The organism is Neptunicella marina (assembly GCF_014270035.1).
Taxonomy (GTDB): domain Bacteria; phylum Pseudomonadota; class Gammaproteobacteria; order Enterobacterales; family Alteromonadaceae; genus Neptunicella; species Neptunicella marina.
The window spans coordinates 208,271-224,366 of record NZ_JACNEP010000003.1 but is presented as its reverse complement, the minus strand read 5'-3'; the positions used below and the strand labels follow the sequence as shown (position 1 = coordinate 224,366).

13 protein-coding genes are annotated in these 16,096 nt (G+C 43.7%); 4 read left to right on the top strand and 9 right to left on the bottom strand.

All coding sequences use genetic code 11. The features are described 5' to 3' along the window. Positions 1-26: 26 nt before the first annotated feature. From H8B19_RS05620 to H8B19_RS05610, 3 genes are read right to left on the bottom strand one after another with little or no spacing between them, the layout of a single operon-like run. Positions 27-1,565 (bottom strand): patatin-like phospholipase family protein, encoded by a 1,539-nt coding sequence (locus H8B19_RS05620; protein ID WP_186505817.1) that lies wholly within the window; start codon positions 1,563-1,565, stop codon positions 27-29. Next, complete coding sequence (locus H8B19_RS05615; RefSeq protein ID WP_186505816.1) at positions 1,565-2,446, bottom strand: acetoacetate decarboxylase family protein; 882 nt, start codon at positions 2,444-2,446, stop codon at positions 1,565-1,567. The genes H8B19_RS05620 and H8B19_RS05615 overlap by 1 nt, the downstream gene beginning before the upstream one ends. A gap of 22 nt (positions 2,447-2,468) precedes the next feature. Beyond that, entirely contained in the window at positions 2,469-3,524 is a 1,056-nt protein-coding gene (locus tag H8B19_RS05610; protein ID WP_206683162.1) for an alpha/beta fold hydrolase, read from the bottom strand. Positions 3,525-3,698: 174 nt separating this feature from the next. Here H8B19_RS05610 and H8B19_RS05605 point away from each other — a divergent pair, with 174 nt between their 5' ends. From H8B19_RS05605 to H8B19_RS05595, 3 genes are all read left to right on the top strand, one after another. Then, positions 3,699-4,922 carry an MFS transporter gene (locus H8B19_RS05605; protein WP_186505815.1) on the top strand — a complete coding sequence of 408 codons (1,224 nt, stop codon included), beginning with the start codon at positions 3,699-3,701 and terminating at the stop codon, positions 4,920-4,922. Positions 4,923-5,088: 166 nt separating this feature from the next. Further along, on the top strand, positions 5,089-5,754 hold the full coding sequence (locus H8B19_RS05600; RefSeq protein ID WP_186505814.1) for a DUF6064 family protein: 666 nt from the start codon (positions 5,089-5,091) through the stop codon (positions 5,752-5,754). 46 nt (positions 5,755-5,800) lie between these two features. Beyond that, positions 5,801-7,438, top strand: a complete 1,638-nt coding sequence (locus H8B19_RS05595) for a diacylglycerol kinase family protein (protein WP_186505813.1) — start codon at positions 5,801-5,803, stop codon at positions 7,436-7,438. A gap of 28 nt (positions 7,439-7,466) precedes the next feature. On the opposite strand, the gene H8B19_RS05590 is transcribed toward H8B19_RS05595, so the two are convergent. Beyond that, the gene (locus H8B19_RS05590; protein WP_186505812.1) at positions 7,467-8,813 is read right to left on the bottom strand and encodes a sigma-54 interaction domain-containing protein; all 1,347 of its coding nucleotides are present in this window, start codon (positions 8,811-8,813) and stop codon (positions 7,467-7,469) included. Between the two features lie 286 nt (positions 8,814-9,099). On the opposite strand from H8B19_RS05590, the gene H8B19_RS05585 reads away from it, so the two are divergent. Further along, positions 9,100-9,570: a DUF2383 domain-containing protein gene (locus tag H8B19_RS05585; protein WP_186505811.1), complete on the top strand. Its 471-nt coding sequence runs from the start codon at positions 9,100-9,102 to the stop codon at positions 9,568-9,570. A 105-nt stretch (positions 9,571-9,675) separates the two neighbouring features. On the opposite strand, the gene H8B19_RS05580 is transcribed toward H8B19_RS05585, so the two are convergent. The 5 genes from H8B19_RS05580 to H8B19_RS05560 form a co-directional block, all read right to left on the bottom strand. Beyond that, a complete protein-coding gene (locus tag H8B19_RS05580; RefSeq protein WP_241737489.1) occupies positions 9,676-10,347 on the bottom strand; it encodes an alpha/beta hydrolase in 672 nt (223 codons plus the stop codon). Positions 10,348-10,565: 218 nt separating this feature from the next. Then, complete coding sequence (locus tag H8B19_RS05575; RefSeq protein ID WP_186505809.1) at positions 10,566-11,117, bottom strand: BON domain-containing protein; 552 nt, start codon at positions 11,115-11,117, stop codon at positions 10,566-10,568. 177 nt (positions 11,118-11,294) lie between these two features. Next, on the bottom strand, positions 11,295-12,299 hold the full coding sequence (locus H8B19_RS05570) for a homoserine dehydrogenase (RefSeq protein WP_186505808.1): 1,005 nt from the start codon (positions 12,297-12,299) through the stop codon (positions 11,295-11,297). A gap of 61 nt (positions 12,300-12,360) precedes the next feature. Continuing rightward, a complete protein-coding gene (acnB, locus tag H8B19_RS05565; protein ID WP_186505807.1) occupies positions 12,361-14,973 on the bottom strand; it encodes a bifunctional aconitate hydratase 2/2-methylisocitrate dehydratase in 2,613 nt (870 codons plus the stop codon). 217 nt (positions 14,974-15,190) lie between these two features. Continuing rightward, positions 15,191-16,036, bottom strand: a complete 846-nt coding sequence (locus H8B19_RS05560; RefSeq protein ID WP_186505806.1) for an HDOD domain-containing protein — start codon at positions 16,034-16,036, stop codon at positions 15,191-15,193. Positions 16,037-16,096: the final 60 nt, after the last annotated feature.

Here is a 16,096-nt window from a genome sequence, read left to right as displayed (position 1 = left end):
AATTTTGTTTATTCCTTAATTACCGCTTAAGCGTGTTTGGCATAGGTATCCCACAATTCGCCCATAAAAAACCGTCCAAATTTACCTATGGTGGCTAGTTTTTCCGGGGTGTTTTTGGCATGTAAAACTCGCATGGTAGAAACCAGTTTGATCAGGTCAATAACGCCAAGAGTCAGAATACCAGCCCCCACAACTTCACCCGACTTATCGGTACCTTTGTGCAGTTGGGTATACAAGGTGGTGGTATCCGACCAAAGATCAAAACCAGTGTCGTCTTCCACTTCTTTTTTACCTGCCAGATAGTAGTCCTGTCCGTCATGAGTAAAAGCCAGCTCGTACACCATCAGCTTCAGGCCAGGTTTATCAGCGGGATAAAACAAATTAAACACCCCACTATGTGCCGGTATTCCCTTGCCCATTGGTTCAAAATCAATACTGCCGGATAAACGTCCCGGATGTTTACCGGTTTCGACAAACTGATCGATATCGTCAATATCGACCTGAGCATGCATTGCCAGCACGTGGCCTGCCCACTGACCTTTATCACAGCCTTGTTTGTAATCGCTGGTACCTAGTGCAAAACCACCACTCATGGTTTCTTTAAACTGAATTCCCGGATGTTGTTCTGTCATTTTAGTTATTGCGGGATCAAAAGGATCCCCCTCCTGTGTTGTGTTTAGCATGTAACGGGTCGTGTCCTCGTATCCCTGTTTAATCAAGTCTGCATGACAAATCTCACCGGTATACAACGCAGAATCCAGTGGCAAAGGATGAGGGGGACGAATAAAGTGCAAGCGGATAGGCTGAGTATGTCCATACACAGTTTCTCCGGCAGCAATGCGACTGTTGATGTTTGCAATTTGCAGTAATTCTTTGTGCAGTGCTGCGTTAGCCGCGACCTCCAGCATTTGCACATACCAGTTTAAAAGTCCTGTGCGATATTCAGGTATATTGCCCATAATCCACACAACCCAAAGTTCACGGGCACCCGCTTTTACCGTATGCAAAAGATTGGCATCCTGAATAAACCCCGAATCCATATATAACTCGCCGTTGATAGAGACAGGCGGAAAAACACCGGGTAACGACATACCCGCAACCAGATGATCTTCAGTAATGTGTTGGTGGGGAAAAACCTGATTACATTTGGTGGCGAAGTTACCAACATTGAAGCTCGCTTTAATACCGGTTGCCTGGCGCAAACGCTCAAAATTGATACCAAGATGCGGGAAAACGTTTTGACGAAACGCAGATGCTGAGCCAGCTGCGATAAAGCCATCATCAGCCACTATTTGCGAAAAAGACGGTAACGCCAGGGTTTGTGCCATTTGCATGCTGCTCCAACGCTGACATATTTCCTCAATATCAAGGCCCGATAACAGCATCGCCAGGATTAAAGAGCCACCGGATGTACCGTCCATAAACTCAAATGTCAGCCCACCTTCAAACAAACGTTTAGCCACACCCGCTGCATACGACAAACGCAAGCCACCTCCCGGCAGAATTAACGCACGTTTCGCTTTATCATCTGCTAGCGCTGCGCCCTGAGGTCTGGTTCCACTCATTACTGCTCATCCTCAGCTGGTACGGGTGCAGTGGGTGGTGGCAGCCAACTTTCGCCTAACCCTAAATTCACCACCGATTCCATACCCTCAGGCGTTTGTTTAGGTAATTCGTCAAAATCTAAAAACCAGCTCTCGATTCTGTCGTCCAGTGTGCCATGAATGGCGGGTAAAAATACCGTAGCTAAAGGCGCACCAATATTGAGCTGCTTCAATGTTTGTAACCGGGGATGCTCTCCAATCACAAAGCGTGCTCTGGCTTTAGAAAATAAGTTAATGCCCGCTTTGTTATCCAGAAAAATATCCGACTTCATTAACATACCGCGAAAACTGCAGTAGTTGGACGCTTTCATTTTAACCGGAAGCCGTGCCTTTGCAGGTTTGTCAATTTCCACATAGGCGACCAACTGACCATCGAGATCATATTGGCTGCTCACTTTGTCTTCGCTTATGTTGAAATTAAGCTGGGCCTGATGTTTTGGCATTCCCCAAATGCCTTTTCCCCCCTTTACCGAAATTTCAGAGGACACGGGTAAATCTAATACATACTGCCCCATGTTAAACACGTCCGGCAATAACGCAGGAAGTAGCGGTGGCGCAGGTTTATTACCGTGAGTACAGGCAATAGCAATGCTGTATTCAACATATTTACCAATAGTGGTATGCCGATAATCAATCACAGTGACCACCAGTAACGCCTTTTTCCATAGCCTCAGTGGATGTACATTACGTGGTAAAAAAGTGGCAGCTTGTTCTGCGTCTATGGGGAATACAGCCATAAAGGCAGGAGATTCCACCGCATCCACCGGCATTTTAAAGGGGATACCGTCAACCAAAGCATATTTACCCTGGGTGCGTTTTATTCTCTTTGGCAATCCAAACATGCTTTTCCTCCCTGTGACTCAGTCAGGCGCTTTTATCCAGCTCTTCGATCATCAGTGGAAACACATCTTCTGCCGCACGTTTCCCCATAAATACATCCAGATGTCCGTACCCCTTTAAAATAAAAAGCGCGTGACGGTCACTGTCGGTCTGGCATAAATACTCAAATGTTTTTTCCTGACTCTGGGGCAAAAAACACAAATTGTCCTGCCCGGCAAACAAACTAAATCGTGCGTTTGTGGCCAGAGGTTTAACCCCAAATTCGGTGGGGATCTGGTCAAATTTTTCCGCACTCAACAAATTACCTTTTTTAATGCTGGCGGTAATCTGGGTGAAAAAACGCAGGGGTACTGCAGCAAATTCATCACGTAACCAATCATGCGTTGCTTCATTTAAATTCTCATGGCTCCATAACGCAGGAAACCCGCTGCCATAGGTAAAGCTGACTTGTTTACAAACCGGGTTATTACACTCGTGATGGGTCATTGACACCATGGCAGAAATGACTTTTGCCATGGCAGTAGGTGCATGTTTTCCCCATTGGGGATTAAGATAATCGGTCAGCTTGCGCACCACAGGTAACATATAGCTAAGTTTGAAGTTTGACCACTTCGGTACCATGGGGTGTAAAGACACAGCATTACTAACAATGGCATTAACTTGTGGCACCAAACCAGCCGCGGCTGACATACAAAAACTGGTTGAGCCCTGACAATGAATCAGCGCTTTTATCTGTTGCGCACCGGTTTGTTCGCACACAACATTAACCGCAGCGGGATGGTCAAATACAGCCGCCTGATCGAGCGTCCATTCATTAGCTGGAAAATCGATACTGGCACGCCAATTTTCTAACCAGACGTCATAACCGGCTTCGAGTAATGCATCCACAATACTGGTTTCTACCGGTGCACAAAAAATATCAGCGCGAACACCGGCACCATGCACCAATAATACAGGGCTTTTATCAGGTACCTGTTTAGCCCTGACATTTATTACATTCAGTTGTTTTCCATCTGCGGTGGTAAAGTGAACGGTATTAAGCGAATATCCTTTTGCTTTTGCCATTGCAGCTATTGTCATATTTCAATCCTTGACGACAAAATGAGAACCTAAGATTGCAAGAAGGTTAATAATTAACCACTTGTAAGCATAGACATAACTTCACAAATAGTTCAATGAATATGCAATACATTTGATAGTTAAATGGTCTGATTTTTAATAAACTTATCTCTTTATTAATGGATTGAAAAACCCGTGTCATTTGCCTGGCTTACCCGTTTTCCAGCCCTTGTCTGGATACTGATCATTGGTGTCTTTTGCTCCCGCGGTACCTTTTTAATGGTATGGCCTTTTTTGGCTATTTTGTTGTATCAAAAATTTAATTTAAACGAGTGGCAAATCGGCTTAATCCTCAGCAGCTCTGCGGTAATTGCGATTTTTGTTGGTTTTTATTCCGGTACCCTGTCAGATCGATTTGGTCGTAAATCGATGCTTATGACAGCTGGCGTCCTGTCGGTAACAGCGTTTACTGCGCTGGCACAGGCCGAAGCATTATCAACATATGTGCTGTGCATTATGTTGTGTGCTGTTAGCAAGGAAATCTGGGATCCTGCGGCCAAAGCACTAATAAGCGATTCAATCGAACAAATGGAGCTGCGTGAATTTGCCCTGCAAGTTCGTTATTTTGCCATCAATGTCGGTGCAGCATTAGGCCCACTCGCCGGGGTGTGGCTGGGTTTAACGGCACAACAATCAACTTTTTATGCCACAGCGCTGGTATTTGTGTTGCTGACTGCTGCTGTATTTATTGGTTTTTCCAGACAGCCCCCCACAAACCAGCGCATTAAAAAAACATCATTTAGTTTTCTACAGACCTTTAAACTTATGGCGCAGGATCAGGTTCTACTATTGCTGGTGTTAGCCAATATACTGGTATTGTATATCTATGCACATATGGATACTTCCTTAGTGCAATACCTGACACAAGCAGGTGTACCGCAGTTAGTGGAATTAGTCAGTGCCGTTATTCTGACTAACGCATTAACCATAATCAGCTTTCAGTTTGTATTGTTGAAACTACTGGGTAAATACAGCCTCAATCAACGTGTGGTATTTGGCATGTTTTTACTGGCCATCGGCCAGCTGATGATGGCATTTAATCCGGTTAACCTTTTTTGGGGATGGATTGCGGCGGTATTTTTAATGTCACTGGGTGAGGCAATATTATTCCCAACCATGAATATTCAGGTGGACAGACTGGCCCCCGCTAATATGAAGGGCGCTTATTTTGGCGCGGCCTCATTGTTTTCAATTGGTTTTGCAATAGCACCTTATTTTGGCGGAGTCATACTCAGTGCAGCTTCAGGTCCCGTGCTATTTACTTCCAATGCGCTGTTATGTGGCGTGGTTTTGATACTGTATTATCTAATCAGGTTTGCCAAACGCCCGTCAGCCGTATTGATGAATCAGAACCTGTAGTTACAACACTCCAAACATCGCATATTTGTATTTTTTATGGCCTGTTTATTGCTAACTATTTGTATGTTTTGCATTCAGCTGTGATAACAACATTTAATTAATCATACAGCTGTTTGCATCCGCGCCGCCACTAGAGCGGCCCTCTCTTAAGGATGGAGTGCAAACAGTGAGCATAAATACAACAAAACCACTGTCAGAAATATTTACACTGAAGGTAAATAATTACCTGCAATTTATTTCTGATTACAACCACCAAAGCTGGCCCTTACAAATTTGTGCATTAATTGTTGCGATCTGGATATTATGGTTATTGCACCAACCACAACGTCATAAAACCATTAACTATTTGTTTGCAGGCTGCTGGCTCTGGGTTGGCTGGTTTTTCCACCTAAACTACTACCAGCTCATAACCCCCTTCGCTAAATTGTATGCCGGAGCCTTCATTGTTGAAGGAGCACTGTTTATCATACTGGCAGAGCATATTACCTATTTTAATCCCTTCACCCACGGTTTAAGCAAAGCGGGATACTGGATGCTGGCGGCAGTCTTTTTGTTACCTATTCTGGCGGCATCAATTACCGGGCAAAACCTGTGGCAAATTCCTATGGTAGGCTTAATGCCTACCCCCACAGCACTGGCGACAATTGCTTTGTTATCACTCACCTGTTTTGGTAAACGCTGGTTATTGGTGGTAATACCACTAATCTGGTGTATTTTATTTAGCCTGATGACATGTCAGCTCAATTTATCCAACTGGTATTTACCTTTACTACTGGCAGCTGGCATGGCAACGTTATTACTGGTCGAACATAAAAAGCAGCAACAAACTTAATAATCACAGCATTTAAATAAAATAATAGGAAAAACAAGACGTACCTATGTTTATTATCAAATATTATTTGGTTGCGAGTGTCACTTTTTTATTAGCCGCATTATGGATGCCCTTTATTCCTTTACAAATAATCAGTGGCTGGATTGGTTTATCCTTGCTCACTGTGAGCGTTGCCTATATTTTTCGTGCCGCACACATCTTCCGCAAAAAGATTGATGGCAGGATCCCACTCTATATTCGCTGGCTGTTGTTTCCTTATCTGATTGGTGCGCAGATATACAATCATCGCGAACGCAGTCACGATAAAGTCCCGGCGGTTCAGCAAATTGAGCCCGGCTTATTTTTGGCTTGTCGTCTGTTTCCAGACGATGTCCATGATTTAAAAGATGTGGGTGTTAAAGCAATTCTGGATGTTACCGCTGAATTTGATGGACTGGACTGGACGGCAGAATCAGAACAACTGGCTTACTTAAATGTGCCCGTACTTGATCATCAAAGTCCGGGTAAAAAACAATTACTAAAAGCAGTTAACTGGATTGAGAACCAGCGCAGGGATAATCGCGGAGTGGTAGTGCATTGCGCACTGGGTCGCGGTCGCTCAGTACTGGTAATGGCGGCGTATTTATTATGCAAATATCCGGAACTCAGTGTGGAAGAGGTACTGCAAAAAATCCGTGATATTCGCGAAACTGCCAACCTGAATAAATACCAGCTAAAAGTCCTGCGTAAAATGCACAAAGCAGTGTTGCCGGATTTACGCCAATTCGCCTGGTTAATCGTTAATCCGGTATCTGGCGGTGGCAAATGGGGGGAATATCGTGAGGAAATACTGCAACGCTTAAGTCCGCACTTCCAGCTAAAAATCGTTGAAACAACAGAACAAAAAGGCGCGGATGAACTTGCTAAAGAAGCACTGGAACAAAATGCCAGCATGCTGATTGCCGGAGGTGGTGACGGAACCTTAACCGCAGTTGCAAAAAACCTGATTAACAGTGATATCCCCATGGGCATTATTCCATTGGGTACTGCAAACGCTTTAGCACATGTATTGTTAGGTAGCTCCAGTAAAATATTACCGGCAGAAACCGCCTGCGAAACCATTATTCAGGGCCATAAACGCAAAATTGATACTGCTAGCTGTAATGGCGATTTAATGCTGCTAGTGATGGGGGTTGGTTTCGAACAGAAAATGATAAAAATGGCTGATCGTGAAGCCAAAAATCAATCCGGTCAGATGGCTTACTTATCTGCACTTTGGCAAGCGGTTAATACCAATGAACATTCTATATTGATGATCAGCTTTGATGATAAACCCCGGCAGGAAATGGATTGTGCCAGTTTTGTGGTCGCCAATGCCGCACCTTTTACCACAGTTTTAGCACAAGGTGGCGGGGAGCCGGATGTAGAGGATGGATTGTTTGATATTACCTGGTTACCAGCAAGGGAAAATGCGTCAGATCAAATCATCAGTATGACCGAACTGGCATTTTCCGGGCTGACATCTCAGTATCGCTCCGACAGTATTCAATATACCCGCGCGGCTAAAGTCACCATTGAACGCAAAGATGGTGAGCCACTGGAATATGTAATTGATGGTGAACCAGAACAGGCTGATAAACTACAGCTTGAAATTAATCCACAGTCGTTAGCGGTATTTAGCAAAGAGGATATTCAACAAAGTTAAATACCTCTTAGGTCAACAGGTGGCGAGTTTATTCACCGTCCTGATATTTTTCCAGTTTGTTGTAGAGAGTTTTAACACTAATGCCTAATTGTGCAGCGGTATCAGACTTATTCCCGTCGTTTTCCAGCAAGGTTTGTTCAATGGCAACCCTTTCAATCTCGTGCAAAGGCACGCCCGTAGGTACGCTAATCTCGTCGCTGCTACTTGTTGTTTCGCTGGTGTCATCCAAAATAAGATGCTCTGGCAATATAACCTCATCCGCCAAAATAAACGCACGCTCAATCACATGCTTAAGCTCACGTACGTTACCCGGCCAGTTATGATTATTTAACACCTCCAGCGCCGCATCGGACACCTGTTTAGCCTGTTGCTCTTTTGCATTACGATAAGCTAAGAAATGTTTGGCCAGTCCGACAATATCACCCGCACGATTACGCAACGGTGGCACATTGATGGGAAATTGTGACAAACGGAAATATAAATCTTCACGAATAAACTGACTTGCAATCGCCTCCGCTGGGTCACGGTTGGTTGCCGCCACAATCCGCACGTCCGCTGTACGGGTTTTGCTACTACCTACTGGTCGAAACTCACCACTTTCGAGTACACGCAATAATTTAACCTGCTGTTCTAACGGCATTTCTGTCACTTCATCGAGTAACAAAGTGCCGCCTCTGGCTTGTTCAAATACACCATCATGATCACGATGTGCACCAGTAAAAGAGCCTTTCACATGACCAAATAATTCGCTATCAACCAATTCGGGACTTAACGCACCGCAGTTAATTGCCAAAAATGGACCTTCACTGCGCTTACTAAACAGGTGCACTGTATTGGCGACTAATTCTTTACCTGCACCACTTTCTCCGATTAGCAGTACACTTGATTCTGTTGCCGACACCTTGCGTACAGTGCGATATAAGCGACGCATTGGTTTGCTCGAGCCAACCAGTAAACCAAACTGGTCTAAATCACTGGTTTCAATTTTTTGCGCATTGGCATGTTGCGCAGTGTAATCTTCGTAAATATCAGCAATGGTTTCTTCAATCATATCCATATTAAATGGACTGCGGAAATGGTAACCCGCACCACGCAACATAGCTTTATCCAGATATTCATTTGGCTCACCGTCGCTAAGCAGCAACAGATCTATCTCAGCTAATTCCTCGATCGCCAGTAGTCGCTGATAATCCTGTTTATTAAAAGTGCTGACTTCAATCACCGCCAAATTGGCTTCCACTTCGTTTAACTGATCAATCCAACTTTCAACATGATTGCTCTTCGCGAGCAAAAATTTCTTTGCTACGTCTGAACTTAACAACGCTTGCTCGATCGCTGACTGATGCAAATGGAAAAACAATTTTGGACGCGCCATGCAGTAAATTCCTTTAAAAACACCATTTTGATGGTGGTGACCAAATGGCCGATAGGCTATAAAGCCCTGAAAATTAAATAGTATCAAGCAAAAAGTGATCCTATCAGTGCAATTGGCCAGATACGTTGCTGCCGGACGTGAAACTTTGTCAGTTTAACCTTGTAAGAATTACCAGAGAATGGCGACAAATAATTCGATTTCTTAACTATATCAGTAAGTTATCTGCCTGGCATAGAACTTGTTTGTTGTAGGTTGGTGGCTAACCAGCTAACACAGAGGAGTCATTATGTTAGATGTACCTTCTGACTCACTAACTGCGATGGACACATCGGCTGTACAAAGGTTGGTGATGGTCTGTCACGATGGTGAGTCTTTTTACCAACAGGCTGCTAAATCGGTAGAAGATTACGCTATTAGGCGTACGCTTCTGCAAATAGCCAATACCCGAAATCAGACGTTAAGGGAATTGACTCACAGGCTGCAAATGTCCGGGAAGAAGGTCGAAATCTTCAATACACCTAAACAGGAATTAAATCTGTGGTATTTGGATGCATTGGAGCAGGACTGGGATATCAGCGATCATGAGATTCTGACCAAGCTTCGTCAGCTTGAAGCAGATAATCTGCAATCTTTAGTTCGCTTTACCCGACAAACACAGGATAAGCAATTACGGGAGATGTATTCCAATATTGCTACGCGTTTTACGCTCTGTCTGGATATGCTCGATGAGATCATACTCAGGCAGGAAACTGTGTAAACTGGCCGCGTAAGTCAAAACCCGTCCACTGGACGGGTTTTTTATCATACTTAATTACCACAACTTTGTTAGCAATAAGATGGCTTGCATAATTCAGGCTTTATATTAAAGCGACTGGCAGGAATTCCCTTGCAAGTACCCGTGTATCAACTGAGAAATCTTAACTTTTAACCATTGTGGGCCATTATCTGTCATATCGTTATGTCGTGAACCTGGGATAGTGACGATACAACTTTTATACTTGCGCTTCTCTTCATTTGTTGGCAATACCCCTTTATCTGCCGGGAAATCGCTGCCACGAATGGATAACACCTTTATTTTATGCACTCGGGGCAAGGGAACACGACGATGATCTAAGGTTATTAGTGCTGACACATAATTTTTATGTTGATTGCTCAGCCAGGCAGAAATATCCCCGCCGTTGGAATGTCCGACCAACAACAAGTGATTAAAATCATAGTTCTGATAACGTTTTTGCAACGTACCTCGAATAAAGTTGAGAGTTTGTGCACCGCGCTTCCAGTTTTCCTGGCGTGTTTGATACAAATTACCTTCAACTGATAACGGCAGATCACCTGCTAGTTCGTGGCCAATCGCCACCACTAAATAGTCAAGTGCAGTTAATTGTTTGGCAATAAACTGATATTCGGTATGAGATACGCCATAACCGGCACTTAGAAATGCCACCTGACATTTAGCCGTTGCTTTACAGACATTGGGGTTGTCCGGCATGCTAATTTGCACAGGAATATCACGGTTTCTGGAGGTGTCACTCATAACTTCAGCTCTGGCGTGAGATATAGTGAAAAGTCCGGTGAGTAAAATGAAAAAACCTGGAAACCGCATTGGTATAATTCGTGTCCTGGCATGTAAAAAAGGAACGGCTACCCTACCTGATATCGCTTTTATTTCAATCAGTTAATTACCGTATAACGTCGATTAAACATAAAAAACCGGCCAAAAGACCGGTTTTAAACTTCATTCTACATTAGCAATTAGCTAGCAACATGTAATTCATCATTCACACGTTTTACATCGTTGGTATTTTTGGCAATTGCAATCGCAAGGTCACGCTCCGCATCTGTTTCAACCTTGCCTGACAGGGTAACCACACCATCTTTGGCTTCGACTTCGATATCTAAACCACTGACTTCAGATTCAAACAGCAAACGGGTTTTCACCACGGTTTCCACTTTTGAGTCTTTTAGTCCTTTCATTATTTTACTGTCTTTCTTTTGTTCTTTGTCTGCTTTTACAGTTAACTGATTATCAACGTCACTCACCCCATCAAGCGAAGAAACCAGTTCTTCAGCTAACGCTTTATCGACATCACTTTCTACCGTGCCAGTTAGGGTAACTTCACCATTTTTTACATCGGTATTGATAGTAAATGAGTTTAAATTACCATTAAGTAACAGGGTTGTTTCAGCTTTACCATCAATCCACGCATCTTTCGCTTCATTCTTCCAGCTATTATCTGCACTGGCAGTTGCACTAACGGTTGTTAAAGATGCTGCGACTAATACTGAAATAATTGAACGATTCATAATGCTCTCCTTTTTAAAGTTCAATTATCCTTTTGCCAAATGGATGCCAACTATTTATCTATTTGTTTTTAAAGGTTTTTTACAAAATAACAAACAATTCACTCAATCGATTCGAGAAATTTTTACTTTTTCACGGGTAATTACTTCATAGTAAAATTGTTGGCAATTTGCGACAGATTACAACAACTTATCCATTAACAGCTGCTCAATATCCTTAACCACCGCAGCCGCCGTTGCCAGAGGATTAGATGTGCCACCCGTTAAATAAAAGCAGCCCATTTCTTCGGTATCAACCCATATGGCTTTGGTAGCACCGTTAACCGCGTAAAATGCATCGTGCTTATCATAAAGTTTTAATTTAACCAGATAGCTCGGCTGAGGCGTGGTGAAATCAATACTGGCGATTAATCTTGGTTGTAAACCTTGCTGCTGCCAGCCCATCACTTGCTCTTTATTTATGTCTGTCAGTGAATCTTTGGCTAATAGCTGAATATCCAGAGGTGTATTAAACAAACGCGCAGCCATAATCACCAGTTTGCTGGCAGTATCCCAGCCTTCTACATCAAAACTCGGGTCCGGATCAGCAATTCCTAACTGCTGCGCTTTATGCAGAGCTGTTTTATAGTCGCTACCACTTTGTAACATGTCGGTCAAAATCAGATTACTGGTACCAGTTAATATGGCTTCGATTTTTTTAATGGTGGCACCGGCTAAACAGCGCTCAACAAAATCGATAGTCGGCATGGCCGAGGCCGTTGCCGCACTTAACTTAATTTGTTTTTGATTATTGTTCGCCGTCTGTATCAAGCTGGCATAGTGACAAACCAGCGCCCCTTTGGATGCAAACACCAGATGCATATTTTTATCTAATGCAGCCATGCCATAATCAAAACCCGGCTGCCCGGTTTGTATATTGCTGGGGCCGGCTTCAATTAGAATATCTGCCTCAACCTTTTGAATAAAAGACATCCCGGTTAGTCCTGCAACAAAGTTCTTTTTATCGAGCTGCTCAAGACTTAAACCTTCAGGCTCAACCACACCACCTTTTGAGCCGCAAACACCGCTAATAAGCAATGTCTTTTCATACCTGTGCTTTAAAGAATCCTGGCGCGCCAACAACAGTTTAGCCACTTGCAAACCAATGGCGCCAAAGCCACTAACGGCAATACGTACAACAGACATTTTGCAACTCCAACAGACATAAAAAAGCCGGGTTAAACCCGGCTTTTATCAAATGACTAAATTAAGCCACATTCAATGTAGGAATGATGTTTTTCTTGGCGTCTTCTTCTGCCTGTTTAAACTCATCCATTTTATCGAAGTTGAGGTAACGGAATACATCCGCACTCATAGACTCAATTTTGCTGGCGTATTCCAGATACTCATCTTTGGTAGGTAAACGACCCACAATGGCACCAACCGCCGCCAGTTCAGCTGATGTCAGATAGACATTTGCGCCATCACCTAAACGATTCGGGAAGTTACGGGTTGAGGTAGACAGTACTGTTGCACCGGCTTCAACACGTGCCTGGTTACCCATACACAATGAACATCCTGGCATTTCTGTACGCACACCAGCACGGCCATAAATGTTGTAGTAACCTTCTTCCATTAACTGCGCTTTATCCATTTTGGTTGGTGGAGAAATCCACAAACGCGTAGTCAAAGGATCTTTGTTTTGCTCAAGCAGTTTACCTGCCGCGCGGAAGTGACCGATGTTAGTCATACAAGAGCCGATGAAGACTTCGTCAACTTTATCACCTGCTACATCAGATAATACTTTTGCATCATCCGGATCGTTTGGACAACAAACGATTGGCTCCTGAATATCAGCCAAATCAATTTCGATGATTTCTTTGTATTCTGCGTCAGCGTCAGCTTCCATCAGTTCTGGATTAGCTAACCACTCTTCCATCTTACGTGCACGACGTTCAAGAGTACGCGGATCGCCGTAACCTTCTTTAATCATCCAACGTAACATGGTGATGTTTGATTGCAGGTACTCAGCAACAGACTCCTGAGACAGCTTGATAGTACAACCTGCTGCAGAACGCTCGGCTGATGCATCAGATAATTCAAACGCTTGCTCAACCGTTAAGTTTTCCAGACCTTCAATTTCCAGAATCTGACCAGAGAAGGCATTTTTCTTACCTTTTTTCTCAACCGTTAACAAACCAGCTTTGATAGCGTACAGCGGAATAGCATGTACCAAATCACGTAGCGTGATACCCGGCTGCATCTCACCTTTAAAACGCACCAAAATTGATTCAGGCATATCCAGTGGCATAACACCAGTTGCCGCTGCGAAAGCAACCAAACCAGAACCCGCAGGGAAAGAAATACCTAATGGGAAACGCGTATGAGAGTCACCACCTGTACCTACGGTATCTGGCAATAACATACGGTTTAACCAGCTGTGGATAATACCGTCACCTGGACGCAAGCTCACACCACCACGGTTCATAATGAAATCAGGCAGAGTATGCTGAGTTTCAATATCTACCGGCTTAGGATAAGCCGCGGTGTGACAGAAAGACTGCATGGTTAAATCAGCAGAGAAACCTAAACAGGCCAAGTCTTTTAACTCATCACGCGTCATAGGACCGGTAGTATCCTGTGAGCCAACCGTGGTCATTTTAGGTTCGCAGTAAGTGCCTGGACGAACACCTTCCACACCACAGGCTTTACCTACCATCTTCTGTGCCAGGGTATAACCTTTGCCAGTATCAGCAGGTTGCTCTGGTTTACGGAATAATTCAGAGGGACCTAAACCTAAAGATTCACGCGCTTTTTCAGTTAAACCACGACCAATGATCAGGTTGATACGGCCACCAGCACGGACTTCATCTAACAATACTTTAGATTTGTAATCGTACTCAGCAATCACTTCACCGCTGTCTGCGTTTTTGATAACGCCATCCAGTGGTGAAATTTCGATCACATCACCCATATTCATTTTTTCAACGTCAGCTTCAAATACTAACGCACCAGCATCTTCCATGGTGTTGAAGAAAATAGGCGCCACTTTAGAGCCGATACAAATACCACCACCACGTTTGTTAGGCACACCCGGTAAATCTTCACCGAAGAACCACAATACTGAATTAGTCGCAGATTTACGCGAAGAACCGGTACCTACAACATCACCCACAAATGCAACTGGATGACCTTTAGCTTTGATTTCTTCAATTTGCGCCAGAGGACCTACTTCACCGTGGGTTTCTGGTGTTAAACCGTCACGGGTCATTTTGTACATGGCTTTAGCATGCAGTGGGATATCCGGACGAGACCATGCATCTGGTGCAGGTGATAAATCGTCGGTATTGGTTTCACCGGTTACCTTAAACACGGTACAGGTGATTTTCTCAGGAATGTCGTTACGTGACGTAAACCACTCACCTTCCGCCCAGCTTTCTACTACGTCTTGTGCAAATTTGTTACCTGCTTTGGCTTTTTCTTCCACATCGTGGAAAGCATCAAACATCAGCAAGGTGTGTTTTAATTCTTCAGCCGCTAACTCAGCCAGTTCTGCGTCATCTAGTGCTGCAACCAGAGTCGCAATATTGTAACCACCGTGCATGTTACCCAGTAACTGGATAGCTGCGTCTTTACTGATAAGTGGAGACGTTGCTTCACCATTAACGATAGCAGTCAGGAAACCCGCTTTAACATAGGCGGCTTCATCCACACCAGGAGGAACACGCTCAGACAGCAGCTCCAGTAAAAAATCTTCCTCACCCGCAGGTGGTGCTTTTAATAACTCAACTAAACCTGCTACTTGCTCAGCATTCAGTGGCTTAGGTGGAATGCCTTCAGCTTCACGTTCAGCAACGTGTTGACGATATGCTTCTAACACAACATTGTCCTCTTGGTTAACTGCTTTATCTTGTTATCTACCGATGAAAATAAGTAACCCTGTCATCAGTAAGGGAATTTGATTTAAGCACGACTATACAAAAACGCCAGCAGTATACTGGCTAGGCGCATTAAATAACATCGCTGTTATGTTTTGTTTACTTATATCCGGTATAAATCCAGAAAATGTGGCGATAAAAACGACAAATAGTGAATTATCAATGGATTAAAAACAAATCCGGATTCATGATCACCAGAATATTATAGGCTTCCATTCTGGCATACTGAGAGGCTTCCACCACTTCCTCAGCATGCAGACCAAAGCTTTTTATAATCTCCGGATTGAGTATTTTAGTTTGACTGTATTTATCCGGGTGTACGATAGAGAGCGCAATTCGGGCTGAAGCGTTCAGGATAGCAGTATCCTGATCATCTAACGCCCACATCACATCATTTTGATGTTCAATCGGACGATATAACTCATCGGGTAATCCCCAAAGCTTTACAATTTCAGCGGTAACATCCGCGTAGGTAAACCCTAAAATACTTTGCTGTAACTGCCAGGGCTTTAATTTTTCGTTGTAATCTTCACACAAAGTGGCTTTTTGCGGTGTTTGTGTAGCGACCGCCAGCTCACCAAAATTATGTAACAAGCCCAACAGGAAATAACGTTCAACATCACGAATATTGGCCTGAGTGGCCAGTTCTTTCGCAACCAGCGAGGCATAAACGCTTTGTTGCCAAAAACGTTCAAGATTAATCGCATTGTTTTCGAAATGACGAAAAGCAGTGGTAGCGGTTTCGGTAATCACAAGATTATAAAGCGAACGTCCGCCAATCACGTTGACGGCTTTGGCGATGGTATTAATCGGACTGGGGAAATTATATAAAGCGCTATTAGCCAGCTTCAAAAGTTTAATACTCAACGAAGGGTCCAGAGCTACCACTTCGGCAATATCATCTGCTGTCGAGCAGTCGTCTTCCAACAACTCCTTAATACGAGTGCATGCATCCGGCAAAGCAAAGGATTCGGTTACATTTTTTGCGTATTCAATGGCTTCCATAAGCGCACCTCAAAAACAACAGCGAATTATCAGATAATATATCTACTTATTGAGAATAGA

Coding starts and splice junctions, on each gene's coding strand:
- H8B19_RS05620 (WP_186505817.1), bottom strand. CDS start 1,565: ATGAGTGGAACCAGACCTCAGGGCGCAGCGCTAGCAGATGATAAAGCG.
- H8B19_RS05585 (WP_186505811.1), top strand. CDS start 9,100: ATGTTAGATGTACCTTCTGACTCACTAACTGCGATGGACACATCGGCT.
- H8B19_RS05610 (WP_206683162.1), bottom strand. CDS start 3,524: ATGACAATAGCTGCAATGGCAAAAGCAAAAGGATATTCGCTTAATACC.
- H8B19_RS05570 (WP_186505808.1), bottom strand. CDS start 12,299: ATGTCTGTTGTACGTATTGCCGTTAGTGGCTTTGGCGCCATTGGTTTG.
- H8B19_RS05590 (WP_186505812.1), bottom strand. CDS start 8,813: ATGGCGCGTCCAAAATTGTTTTTCCATTTGCATCAGTCAGCGATCGAG.
- H8B19_RS05575 (WP_186505809.1), bottom strand. CDS start 11,117: ATGAATCGTTCAATTATTTCAGTATTAGTCGCAGCATCTTTAACAACC.
- H8B19_RS05595 (WP_186505813.1), top strand. CDS start 5,801: ATGTTTATTATCAAATATTATTTGGTTGCGAGTGTCACTTTTTTATTA.
- H8B19_RS05560 (WP_186505806.1), bottom strand. CDS start 16,036: ATGGAAGCCATTGAATACGCAAAAAATGTAACCGAATCCTTTGCTTTG.
- H8B19_RS05615 (WP_186505816.1), bottom strand. CDS start 2,446: ATGTTTGGATTGCCAAAGAGAATAAAACGCACCCAGGGTAAATATGCT.
- H8B19_RS05580 (WP_241737489.1), bottom strand. CDS start 10,347: ATGAGTGACACCTCCAGAAACCGTGATATTCCTGTGCAAATTAGCATG.